The sequence below is a fragment of the Kribbella sp. NBC_00889 genome (assembly GCF_045207705.1).
Lineage (GTDB): Bacteria > Actinomycetota > Actinomycetes > Propionibacteriales > Kribbellaceae > Kribbella.
Genome location: NZ_CP108783.1, coordinates 5,167,110 through 5,189,630, shown reverse-complemented (window position 1 = coordinate 5,189,630; position 22,521 = coordinate 5,167,110). Strand labels below are relative to the sequence as shown.

The 22,521-nt window shown below is 66.2% G+C and carries 20 protein-coding genes; 8 read left to right on the top strand and 12 right to left on the bottom strand.

Annotated features, from left to right (window positions below):
- Positions 1-58: 58 nt before the first annotated feature.
- From OG817_RS25170 to OG817_RS25145, 6 genes are all read right to left on the bottom strand, one after another.
- Positions 59-505 carry a helix-turn-helix domain-containing protein gene (locus OG817_RS25170; protein ID WP_406057497.1) on the bottom strand — a complete coding sequence of 149 codons (447 nt, stop codon included), beginning with the start codon at positions 503-505 and terminating at the stop codon, positions 59-61.
- A 9-nt stretch (positions 506-514) separates the two neighbouring features.
- Entirely contained in the window at positions 515-1,054 is a 540-nt protein-coding gene (locus tag OG817_RS25165; protein WP_406057495.1) for a phage integrase central domain-containing protein, read from the bottom strand.
- Positions 1,055-1,069: 15 nt separating this feature from the next.
- Positions 1,070-1,618, bottom strand: a complete 549-nt coding sequence (locus OG817_RS25160) for a hypothetical protein (RefSeq protein ID WP_406047084.1) — start codon at positions 1,616-1,618, stop codon at positions 1,070-1,072.
- Positions 1,619-1,996: 378 nt separating this feature from the next.
- Positions 1,997-2,467, bottom strand: coding sequence for a hypothetical protein (locus OG817_RS25155; RefSeq protein WP_406047083.1), 471 nt, complete (start codon positions 2,465-2,467; stop codon positions 1,997-1,999).
- 1,074 nt (positions 2,468-3,541) lie between these two features.
- Positions 3,542-6,160 carry a hypothetical protein gene (locus tag OG817_RS25150; protein WP_406047082.1) on the bottom strand — a complete coding sequence of 873 codons (2,619 nt, stop codon included), beginning with the start codon at positions 6,158-6,160 and terminating at the stop codon, positions 3,542-3,544.
- 127 nt (positions 6,161-6,287) lie between these two features.
- Positions 6,288-7,307, bottom strand: coding sequence for an aldo/keto reductase (locus OG817_RS25145; protein WP_406047081.1), 1,020 nt, complete (start codon positions 7,305-7,307; stop codon positions 6,288-6,290).
- A gap of 118 nt (positions 7,308-7,425) precedes the next feature.
- On the opposite strand from OG817_RS25145, the gene OG817_RS25140 reads away from it, so the two are divergent.
- From OG817_RS25140 to OG817_RS25105, 8 genes are all read left to right on the top strand, one after another.
- The gene (locus OG817_RS25140; protein ID WP_406047080.1) at positions 7,426-8,445 is read left to right on the top strand and encodes a zinc-binding dehydrogenase; all 1,020 of its coding nucleotides are present in this window, start codon (positions 7,426-7,428) and stop codon (positions 8,443-8,445) included.
- The gene (locus OG817_RS25135) at positions 8,442-9,203 is read left to right on the top strand and encodes an SDR family oxidoreductase (RefSeq protein ID WP_406047079.1); all 762 of its coding nucleotides are present in this window, start codon (positions 8,442-8,444) and stop codon (positions 9,201-9,203) included. The genes OG817_RS25140 and OG817_RS25135 overlap by 4 nt, the downstream gene beginning before the upstream one ends.
- 116 nt (positions 9,204-9,319) lie before the next feature.
- A complete protein-coding gene (locus OG817_RS25130) occupies positions 9,320-10,693 on the top strand; it encodes an ABC transporter substrate-binding protein (protein ID WP_406047078.1) in 1,374 nt (457 codons plus the stop codon).
- 1 nt (position 10,694) lies between these two features.
- Positions 10,695-11,636: a carbohydrate ABC transporter permease gene (locus tag OG817_RS25125; RefSeq protein ID WP_406047077.1), complete on the top strand. Its 942-nt coding sequence runs from the start codon at positions 10,695-10,697 to the stop codon at positions 11,634-11,636.
- A 2-nt stretch (positions 11,637-11,638) separates the two neighbouring features.
- Positions 11,639-12,541 (top strand): carbohydrate ABC transporter permease, encoded by a 903-nt coding sequence (locus OG817_RS25120; RefSeq protein ID WP_406047076.1) that lies wholly within the window; start codon positions 11,639-11,641, stop codon positions 12,539-12,541.
- A gap of 28 nt (positions 12,542-12,569) precedes the next feature.
- Positions 12,570-13,751, top strand: a complete 1,182-nt coding sequence (locus OG817_RS25115; RefSeq protein WP_406047075.1) for a mandelate racemase/muconate lactonizing enzyme family protein — start codon at positions 12,570-12,572, stop codon at positions 13,749-13,751.
- Positions 13,748-14,086 (top strand): L-rhamnose mutarotase, encoded by a 339-nt coding sequence (locus OG817_RS25110; protein ID WP_406047074.1) that lies wholly within the window; start codon positions 13,748-13,750, stop codon positions 14,084-14,086. Before OG817_RS25115 ends, OG817_RS25110 begins: the two co-directional genes overlap by 4 nt.
- Positions 14,083-14,919: an amidohydrolase family protein gene (locus tag OG817_RS25105; protein WP_406047073.1), complete on the top strand. Its 837-nt coding sequence runs from the start codon at positions 14,083-14,085 to the stop codon at positions 14,917-14,919. Before OG817_RS25110 ends, OG817_RS25105 begins: the two co-directional genes overlap by 4 nt.
- Here OG817_RS25105 and OG817_RS25100 read toward each other — a convergent pair.
- The 6 genes from OG817_RS25100 to OG817_RS25075 form a co-directional block, all read right to left on the bottom strand.
- Positions 14,904-15,686, bottom strand: coding sequence for a FadR/GntR family transcriptional regulator (locus OG817_RS25100; protein WP_396397692.1), 783 nt, complete (start codon positions 15,684-15,686; stop codon positions 14,904-14,906). The genes OG817_RS25105 and OG817_RS25100 overlap by 16 nt on opposite strands.
- Before the next feature lie 85 nt (positions 15,687-15,771).
- The gene (locus OG817_RS25095) at positions 15,772-17,877 is read right to left on the bottom strand and encodes a hypothetical protein (protein WP_406047072.1); all 2,106 of its coding nucleotides are present in this window, start codon (positions 17,875-17,877) and stop codon (positions 15,772-15,774) included.
- 69 nt (positions 17,878-17,946) lie between these two features.
- Complete coding sequence (locus tag OG817_RS25090; RefSeq protein WP_406047071.1) at positions 17,947-19,332, bottom strand: glycoside hydrolase family 5 protein; 1,386 nt, start codon at positions 19,330-19,332, stop codon at positions 17,947-17,949.
- A complete protein-coding gene (locus OG817_RS25085) occupies positions 19,329-20,219 on the bottom strand; it encodes a carbohydrate ABC transporter permease (RefSeq protein WP_406047070.1) in 891 nt (296 codons plus the stop codon). The genes OG817_RS25090 and OG817_RS25085 overlap by 4 nt, the downstream gene beginning before the upstream one ends.
- On the bottom strand, positions 20,219-21,133 hold the full coding sequence (locus OG817_RS25080; RefSeq protein ID WP_406047069.1) for a carbohydrate ABC transporter permease: 915 nt from the start codon (positions 21,131-21,133) through the stop codon (positions 20,219-20,221). The genes OG817_RS25085 and OG817_RS25080 overlap by 1 nt, the downstream gene beginning before the upstream one ends.
- A gap of 7 nt (positions 21,134-21,140) precedes the next feature.
- A complete protein-coding gene (locus tag OG817_RS25075; protein WP_406047068.1) occupies positions 21,141-22,448 on the bottom strand; it encodes an extracellular solute-binding protein in 1,308 nt (435 codons plus the stop codon).
- Between the last annotated feature and the right edge of the window lie 73 nt (positions 22,449-22,521).

The following is a 22,521-nucleotide window of genomic DNA, read 5'->3' as shown; positions in this document are numbered from 1 at the left end:
CAGCTCGCGACCGTTCTCCTGCTCCGTCGCTGCTCCGTGAGACGTTGGCAAGTGGCGATCAGCGCTGCGAGTTGATGAGGACAAAACCGCAGGTCAGAGGCCAGATCGAGGGCGGTGGCTGTGGTTTGCGGAGGGCGTGGGATCTGATCCAGGTCAGTTTGTCGGCCTCGGATGGTTGGGCGGCTTGGTCGATTTCGGCACGTAGAGGCGGGAAGTCGTCGAGGGTTCGGCCGTAGGCGCTGAGGAGTTCGGTGGCGAGATGGTGGTCGACTTTGATGCGGCCGGTTTCGATGAGTTCGAGCCTGGTTTGGGGCCAGTTGAGGGTCGCGGCGGTTTGTTGGCGGGTGAGCCCGGTTACGCGGCGGATTGCTCTGATGGTGAGGCCGAGGTCGCGGCGGGCGGTGCTGCCGACGGGGGAGAGGGTGCTGCGGAGGGAGCGGCGGACGTTGGTGGGATCGCGGTAGCCGCCACGGGTGTCGGGGAAGGCGGGTTCGTCGGGGCGGATGCCGGCCGCTTAGTGGGCTCGTAGTACGGCGATGGCCCAGTCGGGGAGGCTGAGGACGAGTTGGCCGACTTTGGACTTGGTGGCCTTGCGGAGGAGGCCTTGGCCCTTGACGCGGACGATGGTGCGGGTGATCTGGACGGTGCCGGCTTCGAGGTCGACCTGGTGCGAGAGGACGGCCATGGCTTCGCCGATGCGGACGCCGGTGGCGAGCATGAAGGCGACCAGGTCGAGGAGGTCGGCTTGGACGGCGTAGTCGTCTGCGGCCAGATGTTTTCTGAGGAGCGTGACCTCCTCGCTGGTGAGGGCTTGGGGTGGGTTCTTCGCTGGAGCTTCGATGGTGTCGACTTCGCGGGCGGGGTTGACCGAGATGGCGCCGTAGCGGACCGCGAATCTCATAGCGCCGGAGATGATCGCGCGGCAGGTCTTGGCGGTGGAGGTGCCGGCGTTCGTCTTGATCTTGGTGAGGATCGTGTCGATGCGTGGAGTGGTGGCTTCGCCGATGCGCAGTTCGCCGAGGGCGGGCCTAGCGTTCGCGCTTCGTGCAACGATCGCCGCCGTGTCTGGTCAGTGATCACGTGCCGTTGGTTCGGACAGCAACTCGATTCGGCGGAGGCTGCGTCTGGGCAAATACAAGTGACTAATCAGTATGAAGACAGGGGCAACGGCGAACAGCAGGTACCACGGCGAGTCGGCCACGCTCTGGATCACGCTGGCGGTCAGCACGAGCAGCGCCGTGCCGATGCGGACAGGCCTGGGCATCTGTCCGTCCTGCCGCAGTTGGTGAGTGGCGATTCGCAGAGCGGCCGCCCGGACCTCTGGATCCTCGGGGATTGGACCGCTCGCGGCAGCGCGATACGCGGACTTCCACGTTTCGGTCGGGATGTCGCCCGCGACCGCGCGCATCTGGCGCTGCTCTTTGTCGAACAAGAACGCCATGGGGACGCCGAAGGCGACGCTCAGGATGAGCCCACTGACGAGGGTCTCTGTCCAGCTCGAACCGTCGTTCTTGATGAAGATCCCCATACCAGCTCCGAAGCCGGTCCCCATGATCAGGGCTACAACCCACGTCGGGGTGGCCGAGAGGTTGTTACGCACCTGCTCATCATCACCCACCACGCCGCGCTCTTGCTGCGTGGCGCGCGCCGGCCGGTGCCTCGCCCACGAGGTATGAGCTTGAACTCCCTTGGTTCATGGGGGTTCACCTGTCTCCGATTGAGCGTCGAGTCACTGACTTGCGACCTGCTCGAACGGTTTCGGCCGTGGGTGAACTGCAACCAGCCGTGCAACCACGTCCTACCAGTTGCGGACTCGGTGTGGAGACGTTGGCAGGCGTCATCCAAGTGCAGTCGCTGGCTCATGTCGACCGCCCTGGTTGCCCTGGGTGCTGCACACTGCGGCTAGTCGGTTCGTGATGCTGCCCGTTGAATCCCGAACCGTAGATCGTGCCGAACCGTCGTACTGGTGGGTGGTCGGCCGAGCGATGGTTGACACTTACGTGTCATCGTGGCGGGAGCTCTCGCGGGCTCTGATGAAGGTGAAGACGAAGCAGCCGATTGCGAAAAGAGCAAACGGCCCGCTGTCTACAGCCAAGTTGCTCGCAAAGGATTGTCCGTTGTTCAGCTGGTCCGTGGGCATGCTCAGGAGTAAGTCGCCTGGGTCGATTGTGACCTGGACGGGCTGCCCGACCTTGGTGCCGAGCTGGTTGCTCGCGGCGAAGTCGACATCGACTAGCCGGCCATCTGGCAGAGCGGCGCGAACCTCTAGCGACTCGTCTGACCTGTTGTACTCGAGGACTTCGGTCACGGTGGCCGTGACCTGTTGGCCTCTGGCTCTGAGCACTGATCGATCGCTGTACTCGTCTACGACGTTGATCATGAATGCACCGGCCAATGCGAGGGCTGCAACCCCGAGGAACACCGGGACCATCCATCTGCGCCGGGGAACTCGGAGCGACCATTTCATGAGACCAAGTGTGGCCGATCCTACGGCGACCCGCGTCACGGACTTACGCCTACGTCTGAACTACGCGGGCAGTCCTCCGCGTCACGCTGGTAGCCTGACCTCTTCCGTGCCGTGGGCGGTGGTCGCATTGATGGCCTGCGCGGGACGACGCTCATTCCCTTACCTACAAGGCGTTTTCGCCTTCCTGGTTGTTGCGAGTTGGACCCGCTTCAAGACCGTTGTTACGTCTGGTTCGCTCCCAAAATCCTCCCACGGCGGTAGGCGGTCCGGTGGCCTGCCAACGCCTCGGCCAACATGCCGACTCATCGGGCGAACGTCTCATGCGGGCTACGCCCAGAAGCGACGCCACACCTCGCGCTTCATCTCGGCGAGGGCATCGATAACGTCCTGCTCAGTCTCGGCATTCTCGGCGACCCCGAGTACCCGACCAACATCTGGCCACGAGGCGCCCGCGCGAGCCTCACGGATCGCCTCACCAAGCGCCTTGTCGACAGCTATTGACGCTCGACAACACTCGCGTACAGCCTCTAGCGGCTCTTGGTGCCAGGGACCACGCTGCCGGAGCCGAAGCCGTTCACCGTGCCCCGACAGCCGCAGACGGGGGGCTTGTGCCAACACGGAGACCACCTCCTCGTTGAACTCCTTCGAGGATAGCGCGCAACGCCTCTCCTCGACTGCGGTTGACGGTTACGTGTCAACCAAGCGGGCAGACCTCCCGCATCGCCTCGATAGCTGCCGACCTTCGGTTCGGGGCGGTGCGGGTCAAGGGTCGAAGATCCCGGAGGGACGCCGTCGGCGCCCTTGACGCGTGCCGTGCCGGACCGTACTCCCCCATGATTGCTAGCGGGGCGATGCGGGAAAGGCTACCGGCTCGGACCGCAAGATCGGCCGGGCAATTGCCAGCGAGTTCGCGGCCCGCGGCGTGAACGTCATCGTCAAGCCCACGACGCCGACACCGCAGGCCTTCCACGCGAGGAAGGCCTGCGGTCACCGGGTGCGTCGGCGGTGCATTACGGATTGCGTGACAATCGGTCAGTACACCTTCGGCGGCGGATCGGCGACGCGAGTCGCGGCCTATCCAGCGAACGCAACGGAGTCGAACTGGTTGATTGCCGACTGGGTCACGTCGTGCGAGGTGGAGAAGATTCCTGCGTCCTGCTGCGCCGCGGCCGAGGTAAGGGTTACCGGTGCGCCGATCGGCACGTAGTTCTGGCCGTCGTAGGAGTAGGAGGCGCTGAACGACGTTCCGGAGCGGCTGAGCCGCACCCAAACCGGACGGTAGTTGTCGGTACTCGCGCGAGCGTCGGTGTCCAGGTAGCCGTCGCCGTTGGAGTCCCACTCGAACACGACACCGTTGCGAGCGGTGACCGCGACGACGGCATAGCCGGCCGAGGCTCCCGCCTTCGTCATGTCGTTGCGGACCATGACTCCGGACTTGGCCCAGACGTTGGCGTCGTTGACCGAAACGACCCGGGCGGAAACGCTCGACTGCGGTGCGAGCGAGCCGGCCCGGTAGATCGAACCGAACTGGTCGTCGTGCTGACCGCCGGCGCCCCAGACGTCGGCGCCGGCCGCTGCGATCCCGAAGGCTCCGCCGCTCTGGCCGAAGTACGAGCTGACAGCGGACGTCCCTGCGGTGGCCAGTCCGGGTGCGACGGTCGCGTCGACCGGGCAGCCGCTGAAGCCGAACTGGTTCGCGTTGAGCGACGTCCGGTACTGCGGTGCGACGCCGGCAGCGCAGATCACGTCACGCGCGCCCGCGGGCCAGTTGGCGCCGCTGATCTTCACGTTGTTGATCAGCTGGTTGTTGTGTGCGGCGGCGTTGGGCGTGGAGGCGCCACCGGAGTTGTACCAGTTGTTCTGGATGACGTTGTCGCTGGTGTTGTTCCGCAGGCTGGAGGCGTTGGTGAACACGAACGAACCGCCCTGGACCACGTTGTTCTCGTACGTCATCGAGCGTGACCCCTCGTCGAGGTACAGGCCGACACCCGAGATGTTGAACAGGTAGTTCTTGCTGACCACCGTGCCGGGGCTCGCCGACAGGTTGTAGACCGATCCGCCGTCGGCGAAGCGTGCCTTCGTGTTGTGCACGAGGTTGCCCTCGACCTGGTTGTCCTTCAGCGTGGTCGGTGTCGTGTACAGGGTGTTCCAGTTGTAGTAGCCGCGGTCGACGTAGTCGTTCGACCCGCCGGCGTCGTTGATGCCCCAGCCGTAGCCGGTGTCGATGCCGTCGTACGGGACGTTGGAGACCTCGTTGTGGAGGATCCTGGCACCGGTGACGTAGGTGCTGAGGATGCCGCTGTTGTCCTTGTAGTCCACCCCGACCCGGTTGATCGTGTTGTTCTCGATCAGGATGTCCCGGTTGGTCATCCGCGGGTCGCTCGGGTGGTGGGCGTCGGGCAGTACGCCGCCGACCGCGACGCCGTGGCCGCTGTTCTCGGTGAACTGGTTGCCGACCACATCGATGTCGCTCGCTCCGAGCCCGAGTCCGGTCACGGTTGCGTTGGCATCGTTCCCGATCCCCAAGGCCGACTGGCCGAGGTTGGTGAACGTGTTCCCGGTGAAGGAGACACGGCTGGCGGCCGACACCTGCACCGCAGCCGGCTCCTGGAACCACGAGGTGCGTGCCCGCTCGAACATCTCACAGCCGCGCGAGCAACTCGTGAACGCGTCGGCGGGGCGGTAGTCGTAGGCGCCCTTGATGAACAGTCCGTTCTGCTGGTCGGCGTACCCGTCGACCGACGGGCCGAGCCACGACGTCCCGGAGAACTGGATGCCCTCGAACGCGAGTCCGGTGACCGGCTTGTCGTAGGTGCCGCCAATGCTGATCAGGGACTGCAGCCGGGGGAGTTCCACGTCCAGCTGGTTCGGGTCCACACCGTCGGCCGGCTTGTAGTAGAGCTTTCCGCCGGTCGGGTCGATGTACCACTGACCGACCTGGGTGAGGAAGCTCAGCGAGTTGTCGAGGTACCAGGACGGCCCGGCGAGGAACGACCTCTGGACCGTGTCCCAGCCCCAGGTGTTGTTGCTCCAGGCAGGCTGCGCCATCGTGATCTCGGTCGGGCTGATGCTCTGGACCGGCGAGTACCGGTTGGTGAAGTCCCCCAGTGATTCGAACTCGATCCGGCTCTGGTCGGGAAGCGTGGCGAGATAGCTGAGGGCGGGATTCTTGATGGTGATCCCCGTCGCCGTCGGGGTGACGTCCGCGTTGGCGAGGCGGATGGAGGCGCGCGGAGCGATCACGCCGTTCACGTACAGCTGACGGGTGTCCAGGCCGCTCGGGGTGTCGGCCACCCAGATCCCGGGGCCGGCGTCGGACTTGGACCAGCCGGTGACCTTGGACGCTCCCGTGATGACCGGGTGAGCGCCGGGCGCGGCGGTCCAGTGGATGGTATGGTCGCCGCCACCGTCGTCGGCTCCGAACCGGAGCGGGGCGTCGAGGCGATAGTTGCCGTCAGCAAGTTGAATGGTGACGTCGCCGTGCTTCACGGCCGGGCGGATCACCTTCTGCGCCCGCTCCAGCGAGCACGGCTTCGCCTGGCTGCAGTGGGCGGAGTCCTTGCCGTCCGGCGCTGCGTAGTAGACCGTCGCGGGCGCGGCCTGCGCACTCACCGGGCTGAGCGCCGCGGCGATGACGGCGCCGGCGCCGAGCAGTGCGAGGACGGCCGCCCTGAGGCGTCTGGACGTGGTCATCGAGCGTCGCGATTCAGACCTCAATGTCATGTTCGATCGCTTCCTGTTCTAGGGGGCGTCGATACCCCGGAACAGAGTTAGCATACGTATGATGTTTGCGACAAGAGGTCGTACACCGTGGATGTGCTCAGCTCGTCCGGGCCGGATCTGGGGCGAGACCGCTCGAGTGCAGCTCCTCCCACAGCGATTCCGGGATCTCCTCCCGGTACCTCTTCGCCGTACTGCGCGCGTGCTCCTCGGTGCGCATGCCGGTTACCACCGAGACGACCGCGGGATGACGTAGGGGGTATTGGACGGCGGCCGCGGGAAGGCTCACCCCGTGCCGTCCGCAGACCTCGGCGACGCGGGTGGCCCGCTCGACGACGGCTCTCGGCGCCTGTCCGTAATCGAAGTGCGCGGAGCTGTCCACGGTCGCCGTGCTGAGCAGACCGGAGTTGTAGACCGCTGCGGCGACCACGCCGACGCCACGCTCGAGGGCAACAGGCAGCAGATCGTCAAGAGCTGACTGGTCGAGGACTGTGAGCCGCCCGGCGACCATGACGACATCGATGTCCGTCTGCCGGACGAACTCGGCCGGCATCGCCGACTGGTTCATACCGGCGCCGATGGCGCCGACGACGCCCTGATCCCGTAGTTCCATCAGGGCTGCGATTCCGCCGGACGAGGCCTCCGCCCAGTGGTCGTCCGGATCATGCAGGTAGGCGATGTCGAGCCGGTCCGTGCCGAGGCGCGCGAGTGATTGCTCCACGGAACGGAGGATCCCGTCGCGACTGAAGTCCCAGACCCGCCGCTTCGTCGCAGGTACGACGAACCCGTCGTCGTCGAGCCGATCGGCCGTCTCCGGGCTCTCCATCAGCAGGCGCCCCACCTTCGACGAGACGAGGACATCGGCGCCGGTGTCGTCCAGGGCCTGTCCGAGCCGGCGTTCGGAAAGACCCAGGCCGTAGTGCGGTGCGGTGTCGAAGTAGCGGATCCCCTCTTCGAGTGCGGCCTTGACGGCGCGCGTCGATCGCTCGTCGGTCGTTTCCGTGAACAGGTTGCCGAACTGGGCGGCGCCGAGGCCCAGCTCTGTGAGGTGGTGGCCGGTGCGCAGGCTACGGGTCGGCATCGGCGGCGTCGATGCGCCGGGCAGTTGGTCGTTGTGCATGGACGCGGAGTGTATCGCCCTTCAGCATACGTATTATGTTTGCGCGGATTCTGGGTTAGGCTGCGCAAGCCCGTCGGCCGGTCCGGCCGCGGTGCCGAGCGGGAAGGAAGTGAGAGCGATGTTGGCCGTGAACTATGTGGGCGCCCGGACGATGGCGGTCGAGGAGCGCGAACCCGCCGATCTTCGTCCGGGGGAGGTCCGGATCGCCGTGGCGTACGTCGGCATCTGTGGCACCGACCTGCACGTGTTCCACGGTGACATGGACGGCCGCGTCAGCAAGCCGGCGACCATCGGGCACGAGATGTCGGGCACGATCGTCGACCTGGGCCCCGGTATCGATGGCTGGTCGATCGGTGACGCGGTGACCGTCATGCCGCTCGTCTGGGACGGCACGTGTCCCGCCTGCCGGGCCGGGAACGAGCACATCTGCCAGCACCTGGACTTCATCGGCATCGACAGCCCTGGCGCCCTCCAGCAGTACTGGAACGTCCCGGCGTCGACGCTGGTGCGACTGCCGTCCGGGGTCTCGCTGCGAGACGCCGCGCTCGTGGAGCCGGTCGCAGTCGCGGTTCACGACGTACGCCGGTCGGAGCTCGGGGCCGGCGACAAGGCCGTCGTCATCGGAGCCGGCCCCATCGGGGTGTTGATCGCGACCGTTGCCGTCGCGTTCGGTGCCGAGGTCGTAATCGCTGAGATCGATCCGGCTCGCAGGGCTACCGCCGCTCGGCTGGGACTCGCGACGCTGGATCCCTCGTCCGTCGATCAGGCCGCCTGGGTGGAGGAGTGGACGGATGGCGCAGGCGCGGACGTCGTGTTCGAGGTCTCGGGCTCTGCCGCCGCAGTTCAGGGCGCCACTGATCTGGTCAAGGTCCGCGGGACCCTCGTCGTGGTCGCCATCCATCCGCAACCCCGCCCGCTGGACCTCCATCGGGTGTTCTGGCGGGAGCTGCGGATCCTCGGTGCGCGGGTCTACCAGCGACAGGACTTCGAACTCGCCGCCGAACTCATTGCCGAGGGCACCATACCGACGGAGCAGCTGGTGACCGGCATCGTGCCGCTGACCGAGGTCCAGTCGGCGTTCGGTGTCCTCGAAGCAGGGCAGGCGATGAAGCTGCTCGTCGAGCTGAGCGCGTCATGAGTCCGTTCGATCTGGCCGGACGCCTCGCTGTGGTGACCGGCGCGAAGCGCGGGATCGGGTTCGCTGTCGCCGAGGCTCTGGCTGCCGCCGGTGCCGACATCGTCGGGGTGTCGGCCACTCTCGACCCCGCGTCGTCGGTGATCGGAGACCGCGTACGCCGGCTCGGCCGCGACTTCTCCGGGTACCGCGTGGACTTCGCACACCGCACAGCGGTGATCGAGTTCGCCGAATCCCTTGCAGCGGCCGATCGGCAGGTGGACATCCTGGTCAACAATGCCGGAACCATCCGCCGTGCCCCCGCTGCCGAGCACCCCCTCGACTGGTTCGACGAGGTGCTGGAGGTCGATCTCACCAGCACATTCGTGCTCAGCCAGATCCTGGGGCGGCGGATGCTGCAGGCGGAGTACGGCCGCATCGTCTTCACGGCCTCGCTGCTGTCGTTCCAGGGCGGCATCAACGTACCGGGCTACACGGCCGCCAAGTCCGGCGTGGCCGGGCTGGTCCGCGCGTTGTCCAACGAATGGGCGGGACGCGGCGTGACGGTGAACGGCATCGCTCCCGGTTACATCGCAACCGACAACACCCAGGCATTGCAGGATGATCCCGACCGCTCCCGGGGCATTCTCGAGCGGATACCGGCGGGGCGATGGGGTACGGCGGACGACATCGCGGGCGCTGCCGTCTTCCTGGCCTCGGATGCCGCCCGCTACGTCTCCGGGACGATCCTTCCGGTCGACGGCGGGTGGCTCGGCCGCTGACCCACTTCACCTCTGTTCAGGTGACGACCGCAATGGTAAAACGTCATACGTATGCCCTATAGTCGGGCCACGATCCACTCCGGTCGTCACCGGAGTCGACAAGACAAGGACATCTCATGGTCGGAATCCACACGGTGGCTCCTTCACGCCGTAGGTCGGCGTTGATCGTCGCCGGGGTCTGCGCCGCAACCGCACTCCTGGCCCTCGCCGGATGCGGCAGCGGTACCAGCTCGGCGAGCGGGTCGCGCGGCTTCCCCGAAGCCAAGCAGGACACCTCCTCGACGATCACGGTCTGGGTGGACGCCGACCGTCAGGCCGCTGCGAAGGCGTTCCAGAAGGCCAATCCGGACACCAAGATCCAGGTCGTCTCGTACGACGGTTCGGCGAACGGATCCAACTCGTTCCGTACGAAGATGCAGCTCTTCGACCGGGCCGGCAGCGGCTGGCCGGACGTCGTCTTCTCCAGTCAGAACAACGACGCGGCGTGGGCAAGTCAGAAGAGCGGCGGCAAGCAGGCATTCGCGGCCGTGCTGAACAAAGGTCTGGTCCCTGGTGACACGCTCGCGAAGTTCACCGAAGGATCGCTCAACCCCTGCACCGTGGACGGCCAGGTGTACTGCGTCCGCAACGATCTCGCGCAGGCTGTTCTCTGGTACAACAAGAAGCTGATGGACCAGTTCGGCTACGCCGTTCCAACCACCTGGGAGGAGTACCAGGCGCTCGGAGAGAAGGTGGCGAAGCAGCATCCCGGGTACATCATCGGAACCGCTGGTGACGCGTGGACGCCCGAGGTCTTCCTGTGGGCCAGCAAATGCCAGGCGAACGACGTCACCGGTCCCAAGGCGGTCACGGTCAACACCGACACGACCGAGTGCAAGCGGGCGGCGTCGATGCTCGACACGCTCCGTGGGAACGGGACCGTTCCCGTCGTGAGCGTCTTCACCCCGGAGTTCGTGAAGAAGTACTCGGGCAAGGTGCTGATGATGCCCGGGCCGGCCTGGTACGCCGGGGCGATCTTCAACAACCCGCAGTCCCTGAATGTGCCCGCCGGGCAACTCGGCATCGCCGCGCCGCTGCCGTGGAAGGGCGAGGACAAGCCCGTCACCGGCAACGTCGGCGGCGGGACGTGGTTCATCTCCAGTCATTCCAAAAACCTTGCGGCTGCCGAGAAGTTCGTCCAGTTCGTCACCACTGCCGACGACTACCAGGTGAATGTCGCACCGGGTTATCCCGCCTATGCGCCGGCCGCCGAGAAGTGGGTGGCGAAGCAGGAGTCCAGCAAGTACTTCGCGACCTCGATGCAGCCGGTGGTCACCGCCGCCTCGCAGGTGTGGGACGGCTGGGGTTACGGCATCTTCAGCCAGGAAGCGATCTGGGCGAAGACGATCACCACGGCAGTCACCGGTGGCAAGTCGATCGTCGAACTGCTGCCGACGTGGCAGCAGGCAATCGCGAACCAGGCCAAGGTCAACGGATATTCGGTGAACTGACATGACCATCGCTCCACCGAGCGACCAGCTGACCGCCGGCGCCTCCGAGCGCCGGCGACCAGCCCGGCCGGACGGCCGTGCACCCGGTCGCACGCCGATCGGCTACGCCTTCGTGTCGCTCTACGCACTGCTTGCGCTGGCCTTCGGGGTCGTTCCTTCGCTGTACGCGGTCGTGCTGGCGTTCACGAATGCTGACGGCGGATTCGCCGGCCTCGGCAACTTCACGAAGGTCGTCGGCGACTTCCGGTTCTGGCCGGCCGTACTCCATGTGACGACCTATCTCGTCATCTGGCTCGTGGGGCTCGTCGTGTTCGTTGTGGGTCTGGCGTTGCTCGTCCACGCCGTGCGTCTCCGCTGGGCGAGCACGGGGCTGCGCTTCATCTTCTACCTCCCCGGCGCTCTCGCCGGCGCATCCAGTGTCCTGCTCTGGCTGTTCGTGCTCGACCCGACAGCCAGCCCGGTCAGCGGCCTGCTCCGAGCGCTTGGGTTCGACAGTTTCGTCGCGGTCATCCAGCCCGGGAACCTGCCGGCGATCTTCGCGATCATCGCGTTCTGGACCGGAGCCGGCGGGTGGATCGTGATCATGTACGGCGCGCTGAACAACATCAGCGCCGAGGTGATCGAGGCGGCCCAGGTCGACGGCGCGAACGCAGTACAGATCGCGCTCCGGATCCAGCTGCCGATGCTCCGCAAGTGGATCGCCTACATGGGCGTCATGTCGCTGGCGGCCGGCACGCAACTGTTCGTCGAACCGCAACTGCTCAGCCAGGCCAGCAACGCGGTGGTCCCCAACGACTATTCGCTGAATCAGCTCGCCTATCAGTACGCGTTCCAGCAGAACGATTTCAACGGCGCAGCCGCCATCTCCCTCATCCTGCTGGTCGTCGCGCTCCTGCTGTCCTGGGTGTTCGTGACCCGCGGCGGCCTCTTCGATAAGGAATGAGTATGCCGGCACTCTCCACCGAACGCCGCCGCGCGAATCTCCGAGGATGGAGCGGACGAACCATCGCCGGTGTCGTGATGACCCTCTTCGTCCTGTTCTTCGCCATTCCGATCGTCTGGCTGCTCCTCTCGGTCACCAAGTCCGCCAAGGCGCTGACTGTCTCGAACCCGTTCTCCGTGGGGTCATGGCACGACCTCGTCGCCAACTGGCATCAGTTGTTCGGCTTCCAGGACGGCGCGGTCACGACCTGGATCGCCAACTCCGCTGTCTATGCGGTCGGCGCCCTGGTGATCACCCTCCTCGTGAGCATCCCCGCCGGATACGCGCTCGCGCTCACCGAGTTCAAACTGCGCAGGGCACTCCTGGTGCTGACCCTGGTCGTCATGCTCATCCCCAGCACCGCACTGGTGCTGCCGATCTTCCTGGAGCTGAACGGCATCGGCTTGATCGGGAGCCCGCTGTCGGTGGTCCTGCCGATGTCCTTCTTTCCCTTCGGCGTATATCTCACCTACATCTACTTCTCGACGAGCATCCCGCGTGACCTGCTCGCGGCGGCCCGCATCGACGGCTGCACCGAGGTCCAGGTCTTCACCCGGATCGCCCTTCCGCTGGGCGCGCCGATCGTCGCCCTGGTCGCGTTCTTCAGCTTCGTGCAGAACTGGAACAACTTCTTCCTCCCGTTCGTGATGCTGCCCTCCAGTGACGGCTACCCCGTCCAGGTCGGCCTCACCTCGCTGTTGGCCGCGACCCCCGCGTTCAATCCCAGCTCGGCAGGATCAGACTCCATCCAGCTGCCCACCCTGGCGTTGGCGACGATCGTGTCGATCCTGCCGGTGTTGGTCGTCTTCCTCTTCTCCCAACGGTTCCTCGTCGCCGGGATGACAGCGGGAGGAACCAAGGAATGACCGCCCCGGCTCTCAAGGAGAACTACGTATGAAGATCACTGGATATCGCAGTCTGAGCACTGTTCACGACTGGGGGAGAGTCACCGGCGACGTCAACGGCGTACAGAGCGGCGACACCACGCCGGTCCCCGTCCTCATCATCGAGACCGACGCCGGCATCGAAGGAGTCGGCGTCGGCCCGCACGCCGACATCGAGCGTGTCTTCCCCGCCGTCGACGGCGAGGACCCGCGATCGGTCGTGGCCCTGTACGACCGGATGCTCGACTGGGTGTTCAAGACCGGTCATGCCGGGCCCGTGTTCGGCACCATCGGGGCCATCGACATGGCGCTGTGGGATCTCAAGGCCAAGGCGGCCGACGAGCCGCTCTGGCGGACTCTCGGTGCGCGTGAACGCTTCGTCCCCGGCTACGCGTCCGGCCTCGAGTACGGCCTGACCAACGAGGAGATCGCCGAACTCTACGGCCGGTTCGCGGATCGTGGGTTCAAGGCGGGCAAGGTCAAGGGCGGCCGCGACCTGGATCGTGACCTGCCTCGGCTGGAGATCGTCCGTGACGTGCTGAGCCGTAATTCCCGCCGGCCCGCGCTCATGTTCGATGCCAACGAGTCCTGGAACCAGGCACAGGCCGCCCGGTATGTGGCCGCTATCGAGGAGCGGCTCGACCTCACCTGGGTGGAGGAGCCGCTCCGCCGCTGGGATGCGGCCGGACTGGCCGCGTTGCGCGGAAAGGTGCGTGCCGCGATCGCCAGCGGCGAGAACCTGACCGGGCTCGAGCAGTATCGCCCGCTGCTCGACGCCAAGGCCGTCGACGTCGTCCAGGTGGGCAACGTGTGGGGGATCACCCACTTCCTCCGGGTGGCGATGCTGGCGCATGGACACGACCTGCCGGTGAGCCCCGTCGCGTACAACGCGAACCCGATCGCGCACGCGGCCGCCGCCGTACCGAACCTGCTGACCTACGAGGTCCAGGATCTCCATTTCCCTGTCGGTCTGGACGTCGACCAGGAGTTCGACGACGGCGGGATCATCCTGGGCGACCGCCCGGGCATCGGCATCCTGGTGGACGAGTCCCAGTTGTCACGGGGCAACTCCGCGGCGACCGCTCCCGCATCGACAGGACCGCACATCCGCCCTGGGCGCGCCGCTCTGCGGCTGGTGGCCGAGCCGGACGTGATCGACGTACCTGCTGTGCCGCTGAGGCCGGTCTCGTGACGCGCGAGCCGGAGCGCCGGGCCTTCGTAGTCGGTGTGCATCCCGACAAGCGCGAGGAGTACCTGGCGCTGCACCGCGCCGTCTGGCCGGGCGTTGAGCAGAAGCTCGTCGAGTGCAATGTTCGCAATTACAGCATCTTCGTTTTCGGCGACATCCTGTTCGCGTACTACGAGTACGTCGGCGACGATCACGACACTGACATGCAACGGATCGCGGACGACCCGATCTCGCAGGAGTGGTGGACGCACACCGATCCGTGCCAGGTAAGGATTGCCGAGGAACGGAACCCCGGCGCGTTGTGGCAACCCGTGGACGAAGTGTGGCACCTCGGATGACCGTAGGCATCGACGCCCATGTGCACCTGTGGGATCGAGCTCTGGACCCGCAGGACTGGATCGATCCACAGACCATGGGCCCGATTGCCCGCGACTTCGGCTCGTCGGACCTGGAAGCGATGCTCGCCTCGACCGGACTCGAGCGTGCGGTCGTCGTCCAGTCGAGCAACAGCTTGACGGAGAGCATCCGGCTCGCTCAGTTGGATCCAGCGGTGGTCGCGGGCGTGGTCGGGTGGGTCGACCTCACCGCGGAAGTCGGTCCCCAGCTCGAGCGGATCCGCGACAACGCGACCGTTCCCGTAGTCGGTGTGAGGCATCTGGTACACATCGATCCCGATCCCGAGTGGATGTTGCGGGCGGACGTCGACCTCGGCCTCGCCGCGCTCGATCGAGAGGGCCTGTGCTTCGACCTCGTCGTACGCGAGTGGCAGCTCCCTCAGGCGGCGCTCGTGAGTGGTCGTCACGAGCGGCTGCGCTTCGTGCTCGACCACCTGGGCGGTCCGCCGGGCCTCGCGGAGGACACGACCGGCTGGGCAGCTGGGCTGCGCGAACTGGCTCGCCGTCCGAACGTCGCCGCGAAGGTGTCGGGCCTCGTTTCCGGCTTGGCACCGGGATCCTGGCGTGCGGAGGATCTGGCCGACCGCGTGTCGATCGCCCTCGAGGCGTTCGGACCCGATCGTCTCCTGTACGGCTCGGACTGGCCGCTGGCCGAACTCGGCGGAGGGGCGGCGGTCTGGAAGTCTGCTGTGGACAGCCTGTTGACGGACCTGTCCGAGGCTGAGCGTCGGAGGGTGCTCGGTGGCAGCGCCGCCGAGGTCTACGACCTCTTCTGACTCCGCTTGCGGCCGCGCGGCCGGGGAGCGTGGTCGGACAGCCGTCGGCGCTCCCACGACCCGTGGATGTGAGTATGCATCGCCTTCTGGGCGGCGGCTACGTCGTTTCGCGCGATGGCCTTGACGATCGCCTCGTGCTCCTTCAGGGTGACGGCCACCGCGTCGGGCGGGTTGATGCCCTGGTATCGGCTGGACTCCACGGCTCGTTTGTAGATGTGCTTGGCGATGTTCTCCGCCAGGCGGTTGCCAGAGATCTCCATGACCGCGTAATGGAAGATCACATCCGCCTGCCGGAACGAGTCCGTCTCCGACTCGCTCTCCCGCATGGCCGTCAACGCGTTCTCCAGGCGTCTCAGCTCGTCGGCGTTGTGGGACCCGGCCACCGCTCCTGCCATCGCCGACTCGAGGCTTGCGCGCACGACCGTCAGCTCGTCGAGGACGCCGAGACTCTCGTCGTTGTCGATCAGGGCCGAAAGCACGACCGGATCGAGCATGTTCCAGTACCCCGGCGCGCGCACCTGCGTACCCCGACCTTGCGAGACGGTCACCAGGCCCTTCTCCTCGAGCCGCTTCACCGACTCACGCAACACCGTCCGGCTCACCCCGAAATGTTCGCTCAGTGGGGCTTCCGGAGGCAGCAGATCGCCCTCCTTCAGCCGTCCCGTCACAATCAGATCCACGAGCTCGGCAACGACCGAAACCCCGAGCCGGCCCACAGGCAGACGTCGCGGGAGGAACTTCATCGCGGGAACCGGCTCCTTCACCATACGTATGATCTTACCGAGGCCCCGCTCGCGCGGCCGGTTGCCGGCCGGCCGCGCGTACGGAGGGGCGGGAGTCGTTCCGCTCGGGTCAGGCTCGGGTAAAGGAACGGATCTCGACGCTGTACGGCGCTGCGGACAGGACGTTGGCGCGGGTGTCGAAGGCGAGCTCCGCGACCGTTACCTGCGGTGGCTGGCCGACCCTGTTGGTTGCGTCGAGGGTGGTGCCGGTGAGCCGCCACAGCTTGCCGTTCGGGCGGGCGTTGAAGCCGTTGAACGAGAGGTCGATGTCCTGGGCATCGGCGGTCGCGTTGACGGTTGCCACGGTCAACGTGCGGCCGTCGGCCGAGAGCGTCGCCATCATGTCGACCGGATAGGTCGGACTTCCGGCATTGACGCTCGGCTGGTCGCCGCCCGGCGGGAAGTTGGGCGCGGGCTGCGGCGAGCTACCGGTGATGTCGACCGGCGTGACGCCGAACCTCTCCCGGTAGAGCTTGAACAGCACACCCGCAGCGCTGTAGGTCGAGTCGGTCTTGTTGTACGACAGCCATGACACCCCCATCGTGTACGCCGCCATCGTGATGAAGTCGCTCGCCCGGAACATCTCGTGCAGCATCATCGCCAGGCCGAACAACTGCTTCATCCCGGAGGCCTTCTGGAACCCCCACTCGTCGATGCTGACCTTGATCTGGTTCTGCTCGAGCTCCGGGAAGTCGGGCTTGTAGAGCTCCCAGTTCTCGCGCACGGACTTGATGTAGTTGGCACCCCGGCGGCACGAGTCCACCATGGACTCCGCCGGGCTCACATCGACGTACTTGCCCTGGTCGAGGTCGAAACGCTGGGTGGTCCCGTAGCAGTGCTCGGAGATGACGTCGAACTTGCCCGAGCTGCTCGTCAGCAGCCGGTGGTTCCAGTCGGTCAGGGAGCCGTACTCGACCTTCACCGACGTGGGTTGCACGATCTGCCGGCTGCTCGGGTCGATGTAGAAGGGCAGCCGGTGGACCGTCATGCTGGCCGGGAAGCCGCCGACCGCGACGATGGCGATCGAGGGGTCGGCCTTCCGCATCGCGTCGGCGAACAGGTTGTGCTTGATCATGTAGTGGGCCGGTGTCATGTAGCCGAGCTGCCAGAAGCCGAACATCTCGTTGCCGACGGCCCAGTACTTGACCCCGTACGGCTTGGGGTGACCGTTCGCGGACCGCAGTGCACCCATCGGGGTGTCCGGGGCACCGTTGACGTACTCGACCATCAGCGCGGCCTCGCGCGCGGACCCGAAGCCGGTGTTCACGCAGGGGTACGGGTCGGTGTCGAGCAGGTCGCACATCGCCAGGAACTCGTCGGTGCCCACGTCGTTGGACTGCGCCTGGTTGCGGTCGGGGTCGAACGTCGTCGGTCGCAGGTCGGGGTCACCGATCGCGTTCTGCCAGTCGTGGCCCGAGACGAAGTTTCCACCAGGGAACCGCCAGAAGCCGCCGAGACCGCGGAGCAGGTCGATGGTGTCCTTCCGGAAGCCTTTGACGTTGTCGCCGGGCATCAGCGACACGGCGCCGACGCGGAACGTGCCAGTACCGGTGCCGGAGATCTCCAGGCTGCCGGTCGTCGTCGCGGCGCGGCAGACGAACCGCAGCGGAACCGTTGCCCAGCCCTTCTTGACCGTGACAGCCACGCTCTGGCTCTGTCCTGGTCCGTCGCCCCACGACAGCGTGGCGACGACGTGCGTGCCCGGGTCGCCTGCAATCACCACCCGGCCGACGTAGGCCTTGGCAGCGAGGCCCAGCCCGGTCTGCTTGATGCCCCGGGTCTCGGACCGGCTCAGCGCGACCTTCGGCGACTGCTCGCCGACGTACGGATCCTTCGTGTCCATGGTGACATCGGCGGCCGGGCCAACCGGCCGCCATTTCCTGGTGTTGGGACTCTGCGTGTCGACCGCGAGGTAGAACTTCCGGTCGGCCAGCACCTCCGACCAGAGACTGTCGTAGACGAGCGTGCCGATGTGCTCGATGAACGCGCCGTAGACGTACGGGAGGATCGGCGCGGACTTCTTCGTGGCGTCGATGCCTGCGCTGATCGCGGGATCCGCCGCGTACGCGGTGGTGCCGGCGGTGGCCGACAGCCCGGTCAGCAGACCGGCTGCCATGGAGGCCTGGATCACGGTACGGCGAGAGATCCCGCTGCTTTCGGTAGACGTGCTGTCCATCTGGTCCTCAACCTTCCCTCAAAGCTGGTATGGACGGGTCAATCTGTGCTGCTCGGACCACGTGACTGCTCATTGGAGCCGTACCGCGGTGGCGAGCCGATCGCGGGTCAGGCAGCGATCGAGCCGAAACGAGTCGGCGAGCTCTTGGACCTGCTCGATCCCCAGGCCGGCGAACGAGCGGGCGAACTCGTCGACCAGCGGTTCGGCGAGCAGGATGTGCCGGACCAGCGTGGCGATCCACTGGCGCCGGCCGAACGGAACCGGATCGAAGTCCGGGAACTCCTCGTCGAAGGTCTGCTCGATCGGGTCGAGCAGGTGCCGGACATCGGTGTCCACGGATCCCCAGGCGTCGACGCCGAGTCGTGCCTTCTTGGCCAGCAGCGCCGCGATCTGCCGCAGATACGGCGATTCAGGCGCGGCGTACACGAGTCCCTGGAGCCCGATGTCCTTGTACGTCCACAGACTCCAGCCGGCGCCGTACCGATCGTAGACAGCCAGTTGGTCATGAAGCAGGCGGTACCGGGACTCGTCCCGCCCCTGGTTGCCCGAGTAGACCGGGCCGAACTCTCCGACCCAGATCGGTGTTCCGGTCTCACGCATGTACTGCGTGCGTTCCAGGAACTTCGCCTCGACCGTGTCCTGGTCGACGTAGCGGCCGCGCGAGATCCCCGGGTAGTCGCCGGCGTCGGCGAAGCCGGCCAGGGCATAGTCGTGGACGCTGTACACGGTGTTCGGCCATGGCTCACCGAACAGACCGAACTCGGTCGCATGGCGGTTTCCGTCCAGGAACAGCACCGTCTCCGGGTCGATCGCGCGAATCGCCGTACGGAGTCGCGTGTAGAACGCGCCGACGACCTCGCCGCTCGGGTCGGCCGGTTCGTTGAGCAGGTTGTAACCGGCGACCCAGGGGCTGTCGCGGTACCTGTCCGCCAACGCTTCCCACAAGTGCACCACTCGGTCCTGGAAGTCGCGGTGACGCCAGAACAACGAGGTATGGGTCGGGTTGTCGCTGTGCCAGCGCTGGTTCTGGAAGCCAGGTGCGGCGTGCAGGTCGATGACGACGTACAGCCCGTGCCGTGTGCAGATGTCGACGGCACGGTCGAGCAGCCGGAATCCTTCGTCCTTGAGGTGCCCGGGCCGATCGTCGTCCTCGAAGTGCCGGTAGTTGATTGCCACGCGCACACAGTTGAGGCCCAGTGACGCCAGGTACGCCGCATCGGCGTCGGCGAAGAAGGTCTCGTAGAAGCGGTCGAAGAACGCGTCGTAAACCTTCTCGCCAAGCACCTCGCGCAGGGCCCGTCGCTGTAGTTCTTCGGTCGCGGGGTACCCGGTGATGAAGTTCTCCATACTGAGCCATCCGCCCAGACCCACGCCGCGAAGCCGAACTGCTTCCCCCGCCCGTGTCACCAACTCGTTGCCGGCCACCGTCAGTGCGACCTCGTCGCCGGGGCTCATCGGCTGAACCCTGCGGTCAGGCCGGTGACGAGGTAGCGCCGACCGAGCACGTACAGGACGACCATCGGCAAGGTCGAGAGCACCACGGCGGCGAGCACGCCCGGAATCTGCACTGTGAACTCGCCCTGGAAGGCCCACAGCGACAAGGGGAGTACGCGTCGGGACTCGCTCTGCGTCAGGATCAGCGGGAAGAGGAAGCCGTTCCAGGCAGTCAATCCGTCGTAGATGGCCACCGTGACCAGGGCCGGCCGGACCAGCGGCAGCGCGAGGCGAATGAGCGTCTGCCATTCGGAGGCGCCGTCCATCCGCATCGACTCGAACAGTTCTTGCGGTACGTCGCGGAGGAAGTTGACCAGGATCAGAACGGTGACCGGGATCGCGAACGCGACCGACGGCAGGATCAGCCCGAGCAGGCTGTCGTAGAGCCGCAGGCGGGTGATCAGGTAGTACAGCGGAATGATCGTGGCGTGCAGCGGGATGGACAGCCCGAGCAGGAAGACCGAGAACGCGAACCGGACCGTCCGGCCGGCGCCCCGGACCACGGTGTCCGCCGCCAGCAGCGATACCGCCAGCGCTACCGCGACCGCGGCCGTGGTGACGATCACGCTGTTCGCGACATACCGGACGAAGTCGTGCTGGATCACCGCCGCGTAGTTGTCGAGAGTCGGATCGGACGGCAGGGCCAGTGGATTGCCGGCGAAGAATCCGGCTTGCCTGCGGAAGCTCGTCGCGACGATGAAGTAGATCGGGACGATGACGATCGCCAGCCAGACAAGGCCTCCGACCGCTCCGGGTACGTTGCCGCGATAGCGGCGTACTGCGGCCGGGCGGCGGGAATCGACGGGCAGGTGGACGGGCGTCGATGGTTGCGTCTCCAGGTCGAGCATCACAATCCCTCCTGCTGGCTCTGCATCCGGTTGAACCCGGACAAGCGCGTGAAACCGACGGCCAGCAGCAGCCCGGCGACCACGAGGATCGCGGCGAGCACGCTCGCTCCGCCCATGTCGTTGGCCGAGAAGCCGGTCAGATACATGTCCAGCGGCAACAGCCGGGTGCTGTAGCCCGGACCGCCTCCGGTGAGGACGAACACCACGTCGAAGTAGGTCAGCGAACCGACCACCATGAGCGTCGACGACGTCACCAGCGTGTACTTCAGTTGCGGCAACGTGATCCACCGGAACTGCTGCACAGGACCGGCGCCGTCGATCATGGACGCCTCGTAGAGTGACGCCGGGATCTGCCGGACACCGGCTTGGTACAGCAGGGTGTGGAACGGGATGAACTGCCAGGCGATCACGAAGACGACCGCAGCCAGGACCAGCTGCGGATCGCCGAGCCAGTCCCGGGACAGGAAGCTCCAGCTGACCGCGCGGCTGATGCCGAAGTTCGGGTCGAGGATCGCCTTGAAGGCGATCGCCACTGCTGCCGAGGAGAACAGCAACGGTACGAAGTACAGCACTGCCAGGACGTTGCGATAGCGCTGCCGGCCCGCTGTGAAGATGCCGAGAAGCAGGCTCAGCGGAGTCTGGACGAGCCAGGACAGCACGATGATCTTCACGCTGAGCAGGGCCGCGTGGCCGGTGACCGGATCAGCGAGCACCCGGGTCCAGTTCCGCAGACCGGTCCAGTGCGGAGCGCTGAGACCGTCCCATGCCATCAGGCTCAGCACCGCGACACCGGCCAGGGGGACCAGGGCGAAGACCACGAAGAACGCGAGCGCGGGAAGGGTCCACCATGCACTCGGGCCGGCGCGGTAGCCCCGCGCCGCCCCGGTGCCGGTCCGGGGAGAGGTGTTGTTCACCCTGTCCTCACGACCCCAGCGTCTTGTTCATGTTGGCGGAGAACTGCGCGGGCGTGATCTGCTTGAGGAACACCTGCTGCAGGTTCGTCAGCAGTGCGTCGCCTTGCGCCGGTGACAACGCCTGATCCCAGGACAGCTGGAAGCTGGGGGCTTGCTGGGCGGAGTCGTAGATCGTGGTCAGGTACGGCGCGTCAGAAGCGGAGGCGAGCTTGGTCTGAACCCCTGTCGTCGGCGGGACGAGGCCGATCTCGAGGAGCGCGTCCGTGTAGGCGTCGGTCGTCAGGCCGCTGCGCAGATAGTCGAGTGCGATCTTTTTCTGCTGCTGTGAGGCCTTGGCCGACACCGACCAGTAGTTGCTCGGGTTGCCGACGACGTTCTTGGCGTTGCCCTTGCCACCGGCAACTGCTGGGAAGGGGAGGTATCCCAGCTTGCCGCCGGACAGGAACGCGGGATCGCCGGACTGGATCGTCTGGTAGGCGCTGGGCAGATTCAGGTTCATGGCTGCCTTGCCGGTGTACAGCAGGGCGACGTCCGCTCCGGTCTTGGTGGAGATCGACGAGAAGCCGTTCACGAAGCCGCCGGCGTCGACCAGTTGCTGGATCATCGTGTTCGCCTGGACGAAGGCCGGATCGGACCACGCGTTCGGAGTGTTGGCGAGGACTCGCCGCATGACATCCGGTCCACCGATGCGGTCGACCAGATACTCCTCCCACATCAGCAACGGCCATTTGTCCTGCCCGCTGACTGTGATCGGGGCGATGCCCGCCGCTTTGAACCGTGGGACAAGTTGCAGGAGCTGATCCCAGGTGGCCGGCGGCTGGGCCCCGATCCGCTGGAAGAGCTCTTTGTTGTAGTAGATGACGGCCGGCTTCACGCCGTTGTTCGGTACTGCGTAGAGCTTGTCGCCGATCTGGCCGACCTTCGTCACCGACGGGAGGAAATGTCCCGTGGTGTCCGGGCCGATGGCACCGGTCAGGTCGTCGACGGCGCCCGCGTCGACGTACGACTTCAGGACACCTCCGGCCCAGCCGAAGATCAGGGTCGGTGCCTGCCCGGCGCCGACGGCGCTGCGGACCTTCTGCTTGTAGGCGTCGTTCTCGAAGGACTGCACCTTGATCTGCTCATCCGGGTGGGCCTTGTTCCAGGCGTCGAACGACGACCTGAAGGTGGCCTCGGTCGGACCGGTCAGGATCCACGCGGTGGCGGTGTCAGTGCCACCGCTCGATCCTGGTCCGGCCGAGCCACAGCCGGCGACGACGGCAAGGGCGGTGACGATGGATGCGACCGCGGACCGGCGGCGAAACGAACGATTCATGACAACCCTCTCCAACTGCGCACCGCGCTGCGGCACGGCCAACGGGAGAACTGCTGACGGCGGGCAGGCGGAC